Here is a 19,284-nt window from a genome sequence, read left to right as displayed (position 1 = left end):
AATGACAGGAGGCATACGATCAACGACGAATGCAACCTTCCAACCGATAAATACGATTAAATGGCAGGAGCAACGCACTATTTGCAAGGCTCTTGGTATGAGATCATACAGACATCGGACGCTCATTTGGGGTTGCATTCTGCTCGCTGCAACGCTGAGTACGCATATCTGCGCCCAAACGGTGGTTGATGAACGCGTCCTGCTCAATGACCCTGATCAGCTTCTGGAGATCTCGCGCGAAGGCGGAAAGGCAGTTCTTGTAACGAGCATTGCCGACCTGGAAAGCCGCCATGTGCGAGAATCACCGGCCAATGTTACGATCATTACAGCGCGCCAGATCCAAGCTGCCGGTGCTCGTACATTGTATGAGGCATTGCAAATGGTCCCAGGGCTATCCTTTGGGCGTGACGCTGATGATGTGATCGGGGTCGGTATACACGGCAATTGGGCAGAAGAAGGCAAATGCCTCTTCATGCTGAATGGTAGTCAATTGAATGAAAATGACTTCGGCACTTATGCGATCGGTGACCGTATCCCAATTAGCAATGTGGACCGTATTGAGGTGATCATGGGTCCTGGCACCGTAATACATGGTAGTTATGCTGCTCTGGGTGTAGTGAATATTGTAACGCGCAACGCGGATCAAGGAACAGGCGCACGCGCTAATGTTCAGACCGGTTTCAGCGAAAATGACTTTACGCGAACAACTGCAACTGTCAGCGGTTCACACCGTCTTGATCGGGACCGTGAGATCAGCTATATGACCAGCTATACGCGTGGCAGACGGTCAAATGCACTTCGACTTCTCCCTGATAGCACACTATTGAATTTCGCGGATAGCACAGCTGTACAGGCCAGTACGTTCCTGTTCAATTACCGCTGGAAGAATTTCAAGGCGTCCATGACCTACCTCGAAGAAACGTTCAGGGTAAGTTATGCAGCATACAGTGTTCAATTCCGCGATGTCATTTTCGGTTTAGGGTGTAAAAAGCGCTTGAGCCAGAAGTTGGATCTGACCTGGAGCGTGAACCACGCCGATCAATTGCCTTGGTATTATGTGAACACCGGTGAACCGGATAGGCTCGGCAGAAACACCAACAACCGGCGTACATCAGCAACTGGATCGTTCGGCTTCAAACCGGCTAAATGGTTCTCTAGCCGAATTGGTATTATGGGCTATACGCAACGATCGACCTTTTACGAACGCAGCGAAAATTCGACCTTCCGCAAGAACGATGAACGTGCCATTGGAATGAATGATGGAGCCGCTTTCGCTGAGGTAGCTGTTTTCGGAAAACCAGGTATGCTAATCGCAGGATGCCGCCTTGAGGCCAATAACCTAGCTGGCGAATTCTTTGCACCTCGTTTTGCCTATACTAAGTCTATCGGCAATTTGCATGTGAAGGCGCTTTGGGGCCGGGGCTTCAGAACGCCTACCATAATGAACCTGAACTACGGGCCTGACAACCGAACGTTAAGCGTTGAATACGTTACGACCACTGAAGGAGAGATAGGATACAGCATCGGCAAGACCGCAACGCTCACAGCCAACGGATATCAAACCCGATCCACAGATCCCATCGTTCACACATACAGCGATAGTACCGGAGGTAATTACATGAACGGGAACGCCGTAGGTACGCACGGCCTCGACCTCCGTTTATCGTGGGAGACCAAACGCACTACTGTGTTAGCAAGCTATGGTTTCAACCAACCATTGAACGCAATGGCTCCGCCTGAGGCCGAGCTACCCGATAGTTCATCCAACAGTGTTACGGGCCTTCCCGAACAACGTGGTTCGTTGGTGATCGCATTCGACGTCAACCCTTCATTCACGCTACGGGCCAATGCAAATTATCGCGGCGAAGTATGGTCACACCGAGCTGCCGGCTCTTTAAATAATGAGCCTTCCTTGTTCGCTTGGCCTGCTGAGTTGATCATAAATGCCGGCCTAACTTGGCGACCTAAGGCCTCAATGCGGTTAGCTGTGGATATTGGATGCAGGAACATCACTGATACTCAACGGACGATCCTCGGCCCTGTCCGGACTGACACAACACCATTCGCTCTAAGCGGTAGGGAATACACCTTGGGCATTACCTACAAGTTCATTCAATGAAGCGTGCTATAGCAAAAATCCTATTCGCCACCATTTGTACCCTATCGGTGCAATACGGTAATGCGCAGGATTACGCTTCCATGCTCTCTGACATGCAAAAGTCCAAGCAAGGTCAGGACCGCGCACAACGACTGCTGGACCTTTCAATATTCGAACGAGGTCGAGGACATTATAGCGAAGCTGTGGAATTCGCGATCCTTGGTTCTGCGGAAGCTGAACGCAACGGACTGGAAAGCACCTTGGCCCAAGCGTTGATCGAACTAGCTGAAGCGCACAGAGCGACAGGAGATCTGGACAACGCGATCGGAGCTAGCATTCGCGCCACGATGATCAATGGTACGTTCCACAGCAATATCCGTACGAACGCAATGGTTCAATTGGCGGAGCTCTATTTGGAATCCGGTCATCCGCAGAAAGCATTGGAGCATTTAGAGGAGGCAAAAACTACAACAGGGGCAGGCAAAATGGATCGTTCGCGTTACATACGTGCAGACATCAGAGCACGCGCCATGGTCATGAAACCGGACCTGCTCATTACTTACTGCCAGGATCAACGTAATGAAGTGAATGCTCTAGCAGATCGGGAGTTGATGTTGGATCTGCTTTCAACGCTCGCCACAGCACAAGCCAAAGTGAAACAGAACCAAGCGGCGCTAGACACGGAAGTCGAAGTCATGAAGCTCGCTGTTGCGTTGGACAAAACGCTTCAGTCCGGTATCTGCGCCAACAACATGGGCGAATTGAATCAGAGACTCGGAAGGAACGAGGAGGCTATGATCGCCTTCGGAAAAGGACTGATACTTGTGGAAGATGTCCCCTATCTGCGTTTGAGCGTGCAAGTGAACGCGGCACATGCCCAAGCAACCGGAGGCAACATGGAAAGCGCTGTTCGTTTGATCGAAGAAGCAGATATCGCCGCACGAGCAAATAACTTCACGAGACTAATGCCTCGCCTGTTGCGCACAAAGGCCGCCATTCAACTTCTCAGAAGCGATTTGGTCAGCGCGCAGAATACCGCATTAGAGGCCCTCACGTTCGCAGAAGAGGATAAGGACCTTAAGGAACAAAGTGTGGTCTGTGATCTTTTAGCTAACATTTTCGAACAACGCGATCTACTGAACGAAGCCCGTAGCTTCAATAAGAAGGCACGTGACCTGGAACAGAAATTGGCCTTGACCTCGACGCAGACCAAGACTGACCGAGATGCTCAATTGCTACGACTACAGCGCATTGAGCGTGAGCAGGTAGACCTATTGAATCGCGAACAACGCAAAGAAGGTCGACTAAAGCAACTTGCACTTGACGCGGAGAACCGTGAAAAACAAATGGCCCTTCTCGTTTACGAAAAACAACTTGAAGAAGCTGGTAGACGAGAGGAAATGATCTTGCGGGAAAAGGCCTACAATGAACTTCAATTGGCACAAGCAACACTTCAGGATGTAGAACAACAACGGGAGATCGAATCGTTGAACAACAGCCGCATGTTACAAGCGCTCAACGTAAGCAAAATGGAATTTGAGCAGAAGGCTCAGGAAAGCGCAATGGATGTGCTCACTCAACGCAATGAACTGGTCGAAGCCAAAAGTGATGCGTTGTTGATCCAACAGAAACATGATGCGTCCGTAAAACGCTTCAGCCTAGCTGCCGCGATATGTGCGGCATTATTGGCCATGTATATGGCTCGGGCTTGGAACATCACGCGTAAGAAGAACAGGACGATCCATGAACAGAACACGTTGATCCAAAGCAATAACGATGAACTGGCGGTGAAGAGTCAGAACATCCAAAGCAGTTTGGATTATGCTCAAACGATCCAATCCGCGATCCTTCCCACGGAGACCGACCTTCGGAATACGATCCCGGATAGTTTCTTGCTCTACAAACCACTGGAAACCGTAAGTGGTGACCTACCCTTCCTAAAACGGATAGGCAACAAAGTTTTCGTTGCTGCCATCGATTGCACCGGACATGGTGTTCCTGCTGCCATGATGACTTTCATTGCGTATTACGGCTTGAGCGAATTATTGGCACAGAACCCGAATGCGTCTTGCGGTGTTCTGCTGGACCTGCTTCATGAACACGTGAAGAAAACAATGGATGCGCGAGGTCATCAGGCTTTGTACAATGATGGATTTGACATTGGGCTTTGCAGTTTGGACATGAATACAGGCAAACTTTCGTTCTCTGGAGCACAGCTTCCACTGATCGTGATCCGTAATGGCGAGGTGATCCGCATCAAAGGGGATGTATATCCACTTGGAGACAGTCACTTTAAGCGGAACAAAGGTTATAGACACCACGAGATGCAATTGGTCAACGGTGACGCTATGTTCCTGTTCAGCGATGGGCTTATTCACCAATTCGGGGGCGTGGAAGGCCATAAGAAGTTCTCTATGCAGAGATTAGTGAAGCTACTGGCAAATACAGCCCACATGGACCTTTTACAGGTCAAAGACCATACGGAACGTGAATTTATGGCCTGGAAAGGAAACTCTCCGCAGACAGATGACGTATTACTCCTTGGACTGCGTTACGCAGCATGATCATGGATATCATAAACGATAATCGGAATAGCGCCGAGACCGCGTCAAGCCTGCTCGAATACAAAGGGCGGCTTACGAGTGATGTACGCGTTCAGCTATTTGATCTGCTCAAATGCATTGCGCTCTGCAATCTGGGTAAACGGAACGACCTGAAGAAATTGATCGGGATCGCTTTGGAACTCCTTGATAACGCTCAACGCTATAATTCGAGCAACGATGTTGACTTCAGGTGGCACATAGAAGACTCCCGCCTGGTCGTGACCATTAAGAACAAAGCAACAGAAACTGATGCAAAGCGGTTAATGGAAGCCGTGCATTGCATTGACCAGATGTCGCCAGAAGAGATCACTAAGGCCTTTATGGACCAGCTTAGGAATGAAGGTTTCGGTGATAAAGGTGGTGCCGGCCTTGGCATGCTTCAGATCGCCCGTAAGGTCGGAAAGAATATAAGCGCTGAAGTATACCCTATCGACCCCAACGAATTCATGTGTACCAGCAAAGTGAGTACGGATCTATCCGGTGACCAAAAACGTGCCTGAAAATGAGCCAATTCCACATACCCGCAACTCGCAGTACACCTGAGCTATTCCTCGACACGGAAAAGGGCGTTTACCGTGTTATTGGTCACTCCATTCCAGAGAACGCTGGCAAATTCTATACACCCGTACTGGAATGGTTACGCGAGAACATATCGGGTATCAGATCCGGTTCGGTTTTCGAATTCTGCTTGCCTTATTTCAATTCATCCTCACTCAAAGCACTCTATATGATGCTTATGGAGGTTAAGAAAGAATCCGAAAAAGGTAAGGAATTCGAAGTGGATTGGTACATCGAAGATGACGACGATTTCATGACCGATGCTGCTGAGACCTTCAGTGAAATGGTGGGAATTAAGTTGAACCTACGCAAAGGACCGCTCGAAAATAACAGTGATAGGAAAGTCGCTTGACAACTTTCACGTGGTCCCTCCTGTCGATAAGCCATTTGACAGTTCGGGATGGTGCTCTTACAATGAAGCGACACGGACATAAGATCATATTGCCGGTATATCCGTACTATAAGATCTCCAGCACAACTGTTCCTTCAGATGTAATACGGGGTCTCGAATGGGTATCCCGGTTATCTACGCGTTTCGTCCAAGGCCTTCTCGCGCTCCTTGACCTTGTGTTGAGGAACATTCAGCTTTGGTGCATTGGTTCGATCCATGCGCTGTATCTGCAGCGTATTTATGCCTCCGCTCGAATTCCATCCGATACGGAAAGATCCAAAAGGATCAGGCTTTCGATGCTTTCGGCCATTTCCGTTAGTTGCATTACTGCCAGCGTCGTGCAAGCTCAATGCGCAGAAAACCATATTGCCGCATTGCATTCCAATTCAGGATGTTCAATTGCGATCGCTGATGTGGTATGGCGTGCGACAAACTTAAGTGTCGTCAATACGACCAGTGGCAACACCATCACCAAAGCTTCCAGTTCCGGGGTCTGGGATGGGAATGCATTCTCTTGGCAATCCATTGGCGACAATGGCTATATGGAGACCACGGCGCAAGAGACCACTACCATACGAGCGGTGGGAATCAGCTCCGTTGATGCGAATGCCAGCTATTCCACTATCCAATTCGGCTTTGTTCTGAACACCGCTGGGGTGTTAAGGGTCGTGGAGAACGGCGGGGCGAACCTAGTATTTACGATCTATTCAACCGGAGATGTACTGCGTATTGCCATTGATAACGGCAAAGTGCGTTACTATCAGAACGGTGTTGTCCTATATACCAGTTCACAAGCACCGGTAATGCCGCTTTACGCGGATGTGTCCACTTATGACATCGGTGCAACAGTTGCCAACGTTAAAGTAGCGAACCCGACCGAGGGCAACTTCGTAGTGAACACCTCCGGTGGTGGTACTACGCCCATTTACCAATGGAAATTGAATGGCGGAAATGTGGGTGCCTCCAGTACGAGCTATTCAAACGCTTCGATCACCGCAGGAAGCATCCTGACCTGCAATATGACCACTGATGCGGACGGATGTGTACCATCAACAATGATCCCCAGCAATCCGATCGTTCTTCAGAACAGGGACCCAACGCTCTCTAATACGTTCCATATCCAAGGGACCATGGCTTCCACAGCTTGTGTTGCGTCATTGGTCGATGTGGTCTGGAGACAGCCAACCTCCTCCCAACAGCATCTGATCAATGGTAATTCGCTGACGAACGTAAGTAGCACAAATGCCTGGGACGGTAATGCTTTTTCATGGCAAGCAGTGGGTAACAACGGCTTCATGGAAACTACCGCACAGGAAACCAATCGATTCCGAATGGTGGGTCTAAGCGCTGTGGATACGGATGCTGATTACCAGACGATCGACTACGCATTCTATCTCGACACCGGATCGGTACTCCGTATTTTCGAGAGTGGATCCGCCGTTCCAATAGTGTTCTCCTATGCAACGGGTGATCTGCTCCGTATTGCGGTTGATAATGGAGGCATACAGTATTTGAAGAACGGAGCGTTGATACACGTCAGTGTTGTTTCGCCAACGTTACCGATGTACGTTGATGTTTCAACTCGAAACGCAGGCGCAACTGTTGCGAACGTTAAAGTGGGAAACTTGGAGCAAGGCGTATTCACCGCCGTGGCGAACAACGCTGGGGTCACGCCTAGCTACCAATGGATATTGAACGGAGCTCCTGTCGGCACGAACAGTCCAACATATACGAATGGTGGGTTGATGAATGGCGATTTTATCACGTGTGAACTTACACCAAGTGTGGCTTCTTGCACGAGTACTGCGTTCACATCGAATACCATAACCATAATAGCCCACGACCCTTCACAAAAAGCGGATCTGAATATCGCCAATACACCAGCTGCAACTGGCTGTTCTTACGCTATTGCCGATGCAAGATGGAATGAATCCTCGCTGGACGGAGGTATTGTAGTTACAGGTAATACGGCAACTAAACAGGGTAATGAAGGACAATGGGATGGCAATGCATTCTCCTTACAATCCGTGGCCGATAATGGCTATATGGAAACGACAATTACAGGACCAGTGAACGCGCGTATGTTCGGTCTAAGCTCAGTGGATGCCAACGCCCATTATTCGTCCATTCAATACGCTTTCTACTTAAATGAAGTCGGTGGTCTGCAGGTCTTCGAAAGCGGTGTGCCCCGTGCTACATCAATACCGTATGTGAACGGAGACCTGTTGCGCATTGAAGTGCAGAACGGAGTTGTCGTGTACTACCAGAATGGTCAACCGATCTACTTCAGTGGAACAACACCTTCACTGCCGTTGTACGTGGATATGTCATTGAAACGGATCCCCGGCACCATGGCCAACGTTAAGATCGCCAACATCTCACAAGGCACCTTTGTTGCAGATGCTAGTGGGTTGGGCGCTTCACCTGGCTTTCAGTGGAAGTTGAACGGTGTGGATGTTGGCATCAATAGTCCTACCTATACCAACACCATTTTCGCTGATGGGGATGTGCTTACATGTAACATCACACTTGATCAGAATGGTTGTTCCACAAATACTTTGGTTTCGAACCCTATTCGGATCTCAACCCATGAACCAATTAGCCCGGATCATTTCCATATCACGGTCCCCCCTGCTGCTCCAGCTTGTCTGGTCGCAGTCACCAACGTTAGTTGGCGCAGATCTTCCGTGGATGCTTTCACGGAGATCTCAGGGAATCGACTCATCAAAGTGAACGGCGCGGATGTATGGAATAGCAATGGGTTCTCTTGGGATGCGGTATATGATGACGGCTACATGGAAACCACTATTCAGGAATCTGCCTCCACCCGTTGCGTGGGCCTAAGCTCCTCGGATATTGACGCTTCATATTTGTCCATTGACCATGCATTCTTAATAGAAGCTACAGGTGTTCTAAAATTATTCGAACGTGGAATTCTGGTCCATTCTTCATCACATTCCGCCGGTGATGTGCTTCGCTTGGCTTTAGAAAATGGCATTGTTCGCTACTATACGAACGGAACTCCACTTTACACCAGCACAGCATTACCTTCATTACCGTTATACGTCGATGCTTCAATACGCACGGTAGGTGGCACCATTGACAATGTGCGCGTAGGAAATAGTACGCACGGGACCTTCGCCATTGCAACGGATCCTTCAGTAACCGGTTCATCTCCATCATTCCAATGGAAACTGAATGGTGCCAATGTGGGTTCTGGGACCCAGACCTATTCCAATTCCGCACTGGTTGCGGGAGATCTGTTGGCATGCCAACTGACGACAGGTATTGCCGGATGTGGTGGGTATATCACAAACTCCACGGAGTACTTGATCAAGAATGCCCATTCCGGATCATGGACCGAAGCTTATATCGCCGTCTCAGATGACCCGAGCTTGTGTACCAATACGGTTACGGATGTTACCTGGCAGGCCTCGACCACGTTGCTGCACCATCACGTATCAGGCAACAACATTGTGAAAACCAATGACGATCTGGTCTGGAACGGTAATGCCTTCTCTTGGCAGCCCGTTCCGAACAATGGGTACATGGAAACGACCGTTCAGGAAACGAATACGTCGCGTGCCATCGGCTTAAGCAATGCTGATATTGACGGGAACTATACCTCCATTGCTTATGCATTTGTTCTACGATCAAATGGTGTACTCAAGGTTTACGAGAATGGAGGTACAGCCCTAGCAACGAGCCCGTATTCTACTGGTGATGAATTACGTATCGAACTCAAGAACGGTACTGTACAATACTTTCAAAATAGTGCTTTGCTCTATTCAAGTACGGTTGTACCCACTTTTCCACTCTACGTGGATGGTTCGACCGCAGGAATGGGCGCCACGCTTGCACATGTTAGGATCGGCAATACAGGTGGCAGCGTTTTCACATCTGTAGCAAGTAATGCAGGTAGCTCGCCAACGTATCAATGGCAATTGAACGGCACAAATGTGGGGACCAATTCTCCTACCTATGTCAACGCAATGGCTTCAATTGGCGATGCAGTAACGTGCTTATTAACACCTGATATTAACGGATGTGCTAACAGTACCTATACATCGAACGCAATTCAAATTCCAAGTAACAGCAATACGGCTTGGCTCGGCATTACCACTTCATGGCATGATCCGGACAATTGGAGCAACGGCGTTCCGAATACAAAACGTGATGCTGTGATCAATTCAGGCACACTGGATCCCGTGATCATCAATAATACCGCTATCCATAGTATTTCGATCGGTACTGGTAGGTCATTGACCATACAAGCCGGGGTACAAGTGGAAATAACGGGAAATTGGTCGAACGCAGGTTCCTTGAACGCAACCACAAGTACTGTCCACTTCATGGGATGTGATCTCGCGAATAACGTTACATGTTCGTCTTCAGAAACTTTCTACAACGTTGTGATCGACAATGCTAATGGCGTGAATTTCACTAGTGGTACCCATGAAGTGGGATCCAACATCGACTTCATTCAAGGGATCGTAACCAATACTTCCTTACTGCTCTTGCAAACCACCGCAAGTGCAACGAATATGAGCGATATCAGTCACGTTGTCGGTCCCGTTCGGAAGGCTGGTGCCCAACCATTTGTTTTTCCGGTCGGTGATGGTTCATTCTATAGGCCGATCGCGATCACTGCTCCTACATCTCCTACTACAATTTCTGCAGAATACCACCCTCTGAACTCGAATGCATTCTATCCCCATTCACAACGTACGCCTACCATCCAGAATCTGGATCTATGCGAGTATTGGGACCTTGATAGAATAGCGGGATCAGGCCTTGTTCATGTTACGCTGAGTTGGAGCTCCACCGCAACACCGAACTGCTTAGTAGCATTGCTGATAGACCTACAGGTCGCACGGTGGTCATCTACTTTAAGTCAGTGGCAGGATCATAGCAACGGTGGTACTACAGGTAATGTGAGTGCTGGTACCATTGTGAGCATCGGTCCGTTGAATGAACTTGGTCCATTCACGCTATCCTCTGCTTTTGGCGTGAATCCGTTACCGGTCGAATTGATCTCATTCAACGCCGTGCCGAACGGCGACGTGGTTGATCTGGCCTGGTCAACGGCCAGCGAAATAAACAATGAACTTTTCGTTATCGAGCGATCCGTCGATGCTGAACATTTCGAGCCAATTCTGGACACACCTGGAGCAGGAACTTCCTTGAGCGTGCAACACTACGCATTAGTGGATCGCTCTCCATTGTCAGGAACTTCATATTACCGCTTGCTTCAGTTGGACAGTAATGGGACGATTTATCGATCAAACGTGGTCGCCATATACCGACCGGAAGCGACCGAAGACGACAATGTGCTTTTGTATCCTAACCCGTCAGGTGGCATCATTAACATCTTGATCAAGAACTTTTCGGAGAACCTATTGAATGTTGAGCTCCACGATGCCATGGGCCGTTCGGTCATCTCGGAATATGGCTACGCTCCCCTATTCCATATGGATGCTAGTGGTCTAAGCACTGGAGCATATCGGATCGTGATCTCGGATCGCGGCCATGTAATGCATATACAGATGTGGATCAAACACTAGATCCTTCTGAACCGCCTGCAATTTCGGAAGCAAGGGCATGGAGACCATGACACCCTTGCGTTCATAGCAATGGAACGTGTCATCCGTTCAAACTGAGCGCGGTCGTATAAACTCGAGGTTTACTTTCAACCATCCAGAATCAGGTCTAAACCGACTAAATGGAGTTATGAACTACAATATGGTCATCAGTTCTTGGTCCATTTGAATTCTCGTAGGTGACTTTTCGAGGGCTCATCTCCGCCCACGACCGACAGGTCGTTTCATCCGTTCAAGATCCGATTTTTTTCGACAAGTGAACCCTTTGGAAGCACCTGCGTATAAATGGCCTATTAACGCTTGATGCAAAACGACAACTCTCTAGGGTTGAAGTATATATCTACGATGAACAGCATTCATATTCATGGGTCTTTCCTGTGCCAGTCGGGAACAGGGTCAAGGCTGCTGCTGTCGTCTCTATGCATCATACTAGTACTCGGTATTTCATTAGGTGTTTGTGCCCGAAATAGCTACACAACGCCTTTCGCTGAGAACGGCAAAGTTGTATCTGACGGTGAGGAGATATTTTCCATTACCTGCCCAGCGAACATCAGTGGTTTTGCTTCTGTCGGAAACTGTTCCGCTTCTGTTAGCGTGCCTGTACCCAACGTATTGAGCTCTTCTGGTTCCTATACGCTGACCAATGACTTCAACAATACCGCCGATGCTTCCGACACCTACCCCATTGGTGTAACGACGGTGACCTTTAGTGCCGACGATGGTAGTGGAGCGAAGACGTGCTCTATGACCATAACCGTTCTGGATAATCAAGACCCGGTGATATCCGGATGCCCCGGAAACCTATCCATTGCCGCAGGAGCTGCTTGTAACGAAACTGCTACATGGACCGCACCTACTTTCTCAGACAATTGTACCGGTGGATCGATCTCTACATCACATGCTCCGGGTAGCACGTTCAGTGTGGGTACCACGACAGTTACCTACACCGCTATCGATGCTACTGGCAATACTGCTATGTGCAGCTTCGACATCACTGTAGAGGACAATGTCGTTCCGGAACTCGCGTGCCCGGGGAATATCAGTATGAACAATGACCCTGGTACGTGCAGCGCTGTTGTAACCTATACCACACCTGTTGGTACGGACAATTGTGCTTCGCCTGTTACTGCAATGGTCACCGTAGGGACCGGGTCCGGTGCAACATTCCCGATCGGTGTTACCCCCGTTAACTACCGTGTAGATGATGCCAACGGAAACTTCACCGAATGCTTTTTCGATGTAACCGTAGTAGATAGCGAAGCACCAACCATCACTTGCCCTGCGGACATTACCTTGGATAGTGATCCGGGTTCATGCGGTGCCGTAGTGACATACACGGAGCCGGAGGGTGTCGATAACTGCGTATTCGCATTGACCGCATTGGCCACACCACTGGGTAACGGTGACTTCTTCCCAATTGGCACTACCACGGTGACCTACGATGTATTGGACGCTGATGGGAACCTTGCTTCATGCTCGTTCTCAATAACGGTGAATGATGCGGAGAACCCGGCAATTACTTGCCCTTCTGACATCGTTGTTGGCAACAGTGCAGGTATTTGTGGTGCTGTAGTGAATTATGCAACTCTTATAGGAACCGATAACTGTTCTGGAACAACTACCAGTATGACTTCGGTCGGAACAGCCTCGGGTTCGATATTCCCTTTGGGAACAACCACTGTATCCTATGAAACAACAGATGGTGTCGGTCTTACGACTAGCTGTTCATTCACTGTAACCGTTAAAGATACAGAAGCGCCTGTTGCCACATGCCAGAATGTAACGATTCAGTTGGATGCTTCCGGAAATGCCAGTGTAACTACCGCTCAGGTGAACAATGGCTCAACTGATAACTGCGCCATCGATGCACCTAGTCTTGATGTGACAAGCTTTTCCTGTGCGAACGTTGGTGCGAACACCGTGACGCTTAGCGTTCGGGATGGAAGCAGTAACACAAGTATATGCACTGCTACGGTTACCGTTGAGGATAACATCGTTCCCGAGATCACATGCCCAGGTAACATCACCGTGAACAATGACCCTGGTACATGCGGTGCGACTGTCACCTATACAACACCAGTTGGTACGGACAATTGTGCTTCCCCAGTAACGACCATGGTCACCTTAGGCACTGAGTCCGGTGCAACATTCCCGATCGGTGTTACGCCCGTTAGCTATCGCGTTGATGATGCCAACGGGAACTTCACCGAATGCTTTTTCAATATAACCGTTGTTGACAACGAAGTACCAACGATCGCTTGCCCTGCGGACATTATCGTGGACAACGACCCGGGTTCATGCGGCGCCGTGGTTACATACACTGAGCCGGAGGGTATCGACAACTGCGTATTCGCATTGACCGCATTGGCTACACCACTGGGTAGCGGAGACTTCTTCCCAGTTGGCACCACAACAGTGACCTACGACGTATTGGACGCTGATGGAAACCTTGCTTCATGCTCCTTCACAGTAATAGTGAATGACGCAGAGAACCCGGAAATAACTTATCCTGCTGACATCGTTGTTGGTAACAGTGCAGGTATCTGCGGTGCCATAGTGAATTATGCAGCACCCTTTGGAACCGATAACTGTCCTGGAACAACAACCAGTATGACTTCGGTCGGAACAGCCTCTGGGTCGACATTCCCGTTGGGAACAACCACTGTCTCCTACGAAACAACAGATGATGTTGGCCTTACGACGAGCTGTTCATTCACCGTAACCGTCAACGACACGGAAGCGCCTGTACCGATCTGCCAGACCGCATCCGCGAGCTTGAATGCCAATGGATGGGCAGTATTCACACCGGTCATGATCAATAATGGCAGCACGGATAACTGTGCCATGGCCTCCATGGTCGTAGAACCGGACTCTTTCAACGTTGTTGGCAACCACGACGTAAGCTTGATCGTTTTCGATAATGTCGGCAATACAGACACATGCATTGTTTCTTGCTCGGTGACCGACAATATTCCGCCGATCGCTGTGTGCCAGAACATCAACGTGTTCGTGAACGGTGCAGGCTCTGTTACCATAACCGGTCAACAGCTAGATGGTGGCTCCACTGACAACGGGCACATCGCCAGCTACACGGCAAGCCAGACAAACTTCAATTGCAATAACCTTGGGGCCAATAATGTGGCGCTTATCGTAACGGATGACGGCGGAAATAACGACATCTGCTTGTCCGTGGTCACGGTGAAGGATACGATCAGACCAACAGTTGTTTGCCGGAATGTAACAGTACAGTTGGACGTTACCGGCAATGACACTATCACTGCTGCGCAGATAAACAACGGAAGTACCGATAATTGCGGCGTCGCCAGTGTAGCACTTGACCGAACCACGTTCACATGTGCTGATGTAGGAACAAACACGGTAATACTGAGCGTAACGGACGGAAGCGGAAACACTTCAACCTGTACAGCAACAGTAACAGTACAAGACAATAGTGCACCATCGATCACTTGCCCTGCTACGGTATTCACGACCACGAACACTGGTTGCACTGCCACTGGAGTTCCACTTGGAGCCCCGTTGCTGAACGATAATTGTGCTGGTACCACAACAACTAACAATGCTCCAGTTGCATTCCCGTTGGGAAACACCACCGTTATATGGACCGCTACCGATGCGAACGGGAACACAGCGACCTGCTCTCAGTTGGTAACTGTTACTGACAATGAACCTCCGGTTGCCGCGTGCCAAACTGCGACGATCTATCTCAACAGTACCGGTAATGCTTCGATCGCCTTGACAGATATTGACGGTGGATCAATGGACAATTGTGATATTTCATCGATCGTTGCCAGCCAAACCGTATTCACATGTGATGATATAGGTTCGAATAACGTGGATCTCACCGTAACCGATGACAGCGACAACAGTGATGTTTGCACTGCCATCGTAACGGTCATCGATACCATCAACCCTGTTGCCATCTGCCAGAATATCACAGTGAGCTTGTCGGGTAACCCTAATATTGCCACCATCCTGGATGCCGATATCGACGGAGGTAGCACGGATAACTGCTCACAAGCTGAGCTTACGTACATCGCAAGCCAGGCCTCATTCTCCACTATTGGCGACTACACCCTGACCTTGACCGTTACGGATGCAAGCGGAAACGCAAGCACCTGTGATGCGATCGTAACGGTTATCGACAATAGCCCGCCGGATGCCGTTTGCCAAGACACAACACTGTTCATGAATTCAAATGGCACAGCAAGCATCATACCTGCGGACTTGGATGGTGGCAGCTCGGATAACGGTGCAATTTTCGATCGGCATGCCAGCCAACTTGCATTCGATTGTGGTCATTTCGGCGCTAATAGCGATACGCTATTCGTTACCGACGATAGTGGCAATACCAGTTTCTGTGTTGCAACCGTAACTGTTATTGACACGATATCACCTACCCCGACCTGCCAGAACATCACCGTACAACTTGATGCAAGTGGAACCGTTGTTCTTTCAGGAACACAGCTCGATAATGGAAGTTTCGATAATTGTGCGATCACCACGTTTGCTCTCGACATCTACAGCTTCAATTGTACGAACCTAGGTGTGAATACGGTCCTAATGACAGTGACCGACCAGAGTGGAAATAGTAACACATGCAGCGCAACGGTTACCGTAGAAGACAATGCTGCACCTACGGCTATTTGTCAGAACATCACCGTACAGTTGGATGCGACCGGGAACGCAAGCATTACTGCGGCAGATATCGACAACGGTAGCAACGACGCTTGTGGCATTGCCTCGATCGGTGCTGATATGACCAGCTTCGATTGCACCAACACAGGAGCGAACACGGTTACTCTGACCGTAACGGATAACAATGGTAACGTAAGCATTTGCCAGAGCATTGTGACCGTTCAGGATACGGTTGCGCCTATCGCTGTTTGCCAGAACGTGACAACGTATTTGAACGCAACTGGAAATGCTACGATCAATGCGATGGATCTCGACAACGGTAGTTCTGACGCGTGTGGTGGGCTCACTTTCAGCGCCAGCCAAACAACATTCAATTGCGGTACGACCGGAGCGAACAACGTCACATTGACCGCGACCGATGCGTATGGTAATACAGCAACCTGTGATGCGACCGTGACCGCAATAGACACCATTGCACCTACGGCGATCTGCCAGAACGTTACCTACACCCTGCCGAACACGTTGAATGCACAGGTTACCGTAATGCCGTCGCAATTGAACAACGGTAGCACGGATATCTGCACTGGGTCAACATTCACCATCAGCCGGACCGTATTCCAACACGTGGGCACGTTCCCGGATACCTTGTTCGTAACGGATGCAAGTGGTAACGTTAGCTACTGCGTAAGCATGGCGACAATAAACGACTTCACTACACCAATTGCACTCTGTAACGACACCACGATCTATCTGAGCGGCGCTGGAACATCTGTCATCACCGCGAATGATATCGATGGTGGTAGCACGGACAACGGTACGATCGTGAGCATGACAGCTTCACAATACAACTTCAACTGCAGCCATCAGGGTGCGAACAATGTGACCTTGATCGTGACCGATGAAGCGAACAACAGTGCTTTCTGTACCGCGATAGTGACCGTATTGGATACCATTGCACCAACGGCTGTCTGCCAGAATGTGAGCGTTACGCTTGACCCGTCCGGTAATGCTTCTGTAACAGGACTGCAGATCGGTGGCCTGAGCACGGATAACTGCGGTTTGGGCAACCTTACCTTGAGCCTAAGCCAGTACACATTCCCGAATGCGGGTGTCTTCAACGTTACCCTTACCGTAACTGATGCCAGCGGGAATACCAATTCATGTGTAGCTACGGTCACTGTGGTCGATAACATTCAACCAAATGCGGTATGCCAACCGATCACCATCTACGTGGATGCGACCGGTAGCGCGTCAATAACAGGAAATGATATCGATGGTGGTTCATTCGATAACGATAGCCTTGCGACTATAATAGCATCGCCGAACGTTTTCAACTGTGGTAACCTCGGTGCGAATACCGTAGTGCTAAGTGTGACGGACATGGGTGGTAATACAGATGACTGCGCTGCTGTAGTGACGGTCCTGGATACGATCGCTCCAACAGTGGTCTGCCAGAACATTTCCATTGCATTGAACTCACAAGGTATTGCAACGATCACATCTACTGATGTCAATAATGGCACCTTCGATAACTGCTCCAGTGCAACATTGGGTTATGCGATCAATGAGGATACCTTCACTGAAGTAGGCCAATACAGTGTTGTTCTTACAGTGACCGACCCAAGCGGGAATAGCAGTAATTGTACTGCTGTCGTCACTGTTGGTGATGATGTAGCACCAGTAGTTCTGTGCCAACCAACGACGATCCAAATCGATCCGAACGGAAATGCAACGATCACCGCAAATGACATCGACGGCGGGTCATATGACAACGGTGTTATGGAAAGTCTAGTAGCGGGTCAAACTGTCTTCGATTGCAGCCACCTCGGCAGCAACCAGATAACGCTCACCGGGACGGATGACCAAGGAAATATGGCTTCCTGCATTGCCCAAGTAACCGTACTCGATACTATAACTCCGAACGTCATCTGTCAGGATATTACAGTGTTCATGGACTTCTTCGGAAGTGCCACGCTCACAGGTATCCAGATGGACGGTGGCACGTTGGATAACTGTGGAAGCGGAGACCTGGTATACAGCAGTAGCATTGAATACTTCAGTGAGGAAGGAACCTTCGAGGTGGTACTTACGGTTACCGATGCAAGTGGAAATACGAGCTCGTGTACTTCGCAAGTAACCGTGAAACAACCTGTGAAACCATTGGTGATCCCAGCGGGCTTCTCGCCGAATGGTGATGGCATTGCGGATACTTGGGAGATCCAGGGACTGCGTGAGTTCCCGAACAACACCGTAATCGTATTCAACCGTTGGGGAAATAAACTGTTCAGCGCAGCACCTTACCTGAACGATTGGTACGGACAAGTGAACGAAGGAACACTTCCAGGCGATCTGCCAACCGGGAACTACTTCTACATACTTGAACTCGGAGATGGTGAAACCCGCACGGGCTACATACAACTGAACAAATGAAACCGATTAACCAGTATCTCGTACTGCGCAAATTGTTCTGGCTCGTTCCGGCACTTTTGCTCGCGCAGCTTGCGCAGGCGCAGCAGGATCCGATGTACAGCATGTACATGTGGAACATGATGCCGATCAGCCCTGGATATGCGGGAAGTTCGGATGTTTTGAACGTAACGGCGATCTCCAGGATCCAATGGGCTGCTATCCAAGGTGCACCTACCACACATTCGCTCTCGGGCCATGCACCAATAAACCGACAAACATTGGGTGCTGGAGCGAGCCTAACGTATGATCAGATCGGGCGATCGACCACGACCAGTTTCTTTGGCGACGTCGCTTACCGCATGCGCTTCAGGAACAAAACGCGATTGGCCTTAGGTCTCAGCGCTGGTTTCAATCACGCACAGATCGCAAATACCCAAGTTGAGAATACGAACCCGAACGATCCAACATTTCTGAACGACCAGAGTGGAAAGATCCTCCCCAATTTCGGTTTCGGAGCATTTCTTTGGTCCAAAAAGGGATATGTGGGTCTATCAGTACCAAAACTACTGAGAAATTACATGGGCAAGATCAATACCGACGGTGTCGTTACGCAATTAAGCAAAGAAGCGACACATGGATTCTTAACGGCCGGATATGTATTTCCATTGGGAACGGTGATCTTCAAACCGGCCACAATGATCCGAATGACCGAGGGAGCACCACTGAGCGTTGATGTTTCCGCGAATTTCCTCTTCATGGAAAAAATGTGGGTAGGAGCTGCTTACCGGAATGGTGATAGTGTAACCGGGATCTTCTCATTTCAGATCACGGACCAGTTCAGAGCCGGATACGCATACGACTTCGGTATATCCAAGCTGAACCGCAGAGCTAACGGTGCACACGAGATCATGCTCAGCTACGATCCGGTATTCTCGCGCGAACGCGTTCGTTCACCCCGCTATTTCTGAT

The 19,284-nt window shown here is 49.4% G+C and carries 7 protein-coding genes; all 7 read left to right on the top strand.

Features of this window, described 5'->3' with window-relative positions; genetic code table 11:
* The first annotated feature begins 97 nt into the window (after window positions 1-97).
* On the top strand, window positions 98-2,119 hold the full coding sequence (locus IPF95_13845) for a TonB-dependent receptor plug domain-containing protein (GenBank protein MBK6475767.1): 2,022 nt from the start codon (window positions 98-100) through the stop codon (window positions 2,117-2,119).
* Window positions 2,116-4,662, top strand: a complete 2,547-nt coding sequence (locus IPF95_13840) for a SpoIIE family protein phosphatase (GenBank protein MBK6475766.1) — start codon at window positions 2,116-2,118, stop codon at window positions 4,660-4,662. Before IPF95_13845 ends, IPF95_13840 begins: the two co-directional genes overlap by 4 nt.
* A gap of 2 nt (window positions 4,663-4,664) precedes the next feature.
* Window positions 4,665-5,201 (top strand): hypothetical protein, encoded by a 537-nt coding sequence (locus tag IPF95_13835; protein ID MBK6475765.1) that lies wholly within the window; start codon window positions 4,665-4,667, stop codon window positions 5,199-5,201.
* 2 nt (window positions 5,202-5,203) lie between these two features.
* Complete coding sequence (locus tag IPF95_13830) at window positions 5,204-5,611, top strand: DUF1987 domain-containing protein (protein ID MBK6475764.1); 408 nt, start codon at window positions 5,204-5,206, stop codon at window positions 5,609-5,611.
* A 413-nt stretch (window positions 5,612-6,024) separates the two neighbouring features.
* Entirely contained in the window at window positions 6,025-11,214 is a 5,190-nt protein-coding gene (locus IPF95_13825) for a T9SS type A sorting domain-containing protein (protein MBK6475763.1), read from the top strand.
* Between the two features lie 381 nt (window positions 11,215-11,595).
* A complete protein-coding gene (locus tag IPF95_13820) occupies window positions 11,596-18,336 on the top strand; it encodes an HYR domain-containing protein (GenBank protein ID MBK6475762.1) in 6,741 nt (2,246 codons plus the stop codon).
* Window positions 18,333-19,283, top strand: a complete 951-nt coding sequence (locus IPF95_13815) for a type IX secretion system membrane protein PorP/SprF (GenBank protein MBK6475761.1) — start codon at window positions 18,333-18,335, stop codon at window positions 19,281-19,283. Before IPF95_13820 ends, IPF95_13815 begins: the two co-directional genes overlap by 4 nt.
* Window position 19,284: the final 1 nt, after the last annotated feature.

Source organism: Flavobacteriales bacterium (genome assembly GCA_016704485.1).
Taxonomy (GTDB): Bacteria; Bacteroidota; Bacteroidia; order Flavobacteriales_F; family PHOS-HE28; genus PHOS-HE28.
Note: the sequence above shows the minus strand (reverse complement) of the source record. Positions and strands in the feature narration are given on the sequence as shown.

What these genes read in the sequence shown, in the direction of transcription:
- IPF95_13845 (MBK6475767.1), top strand. Translation starts at nt 98, where the DNA reads ATGAGATCATACAGACATCGGACGCTCATTTGGGGTTGCATTCTGCTC.
- IPF95_13840 (MBK6475766.1), top strand. Translation starts at nt 2,116, where the DNA reads ATGAAGCGTGCTATAGCAAAAATCCTATTCGCCACCATTTGTACCCTA.
- IPF95_13835 (MBK6475765.1), top strand. Translation starts at nt 4,665, where the DNA reads ATGGATATCATAAACGATAATCGGAATAGCGCCGAGACCGCGTCAAGC.
- IPF95_13830 (MBK6475764.1), top strand. Translation starts at nt 5,204, where the DNA reads ATGAGCCAATTCCACATACCCGCAACTCGCAGTACACCTGAGCTATTC.
- IPF95_13820 (MBK6475762.1), top strand. Translation starts at nt 11,596, where the DNA reads ATGAACAGCATTCATATTCATGGGTCTTTCCTGTGCCAGTCGGGAACA.
- IPF95_13815 (MBK6475761.1), top strand. Translation starts at nt 18,333, where the DNA reads ATGAAACCGATTAACCAGTATCTCGTACTGCGCAAATTGTTCTGGCTC.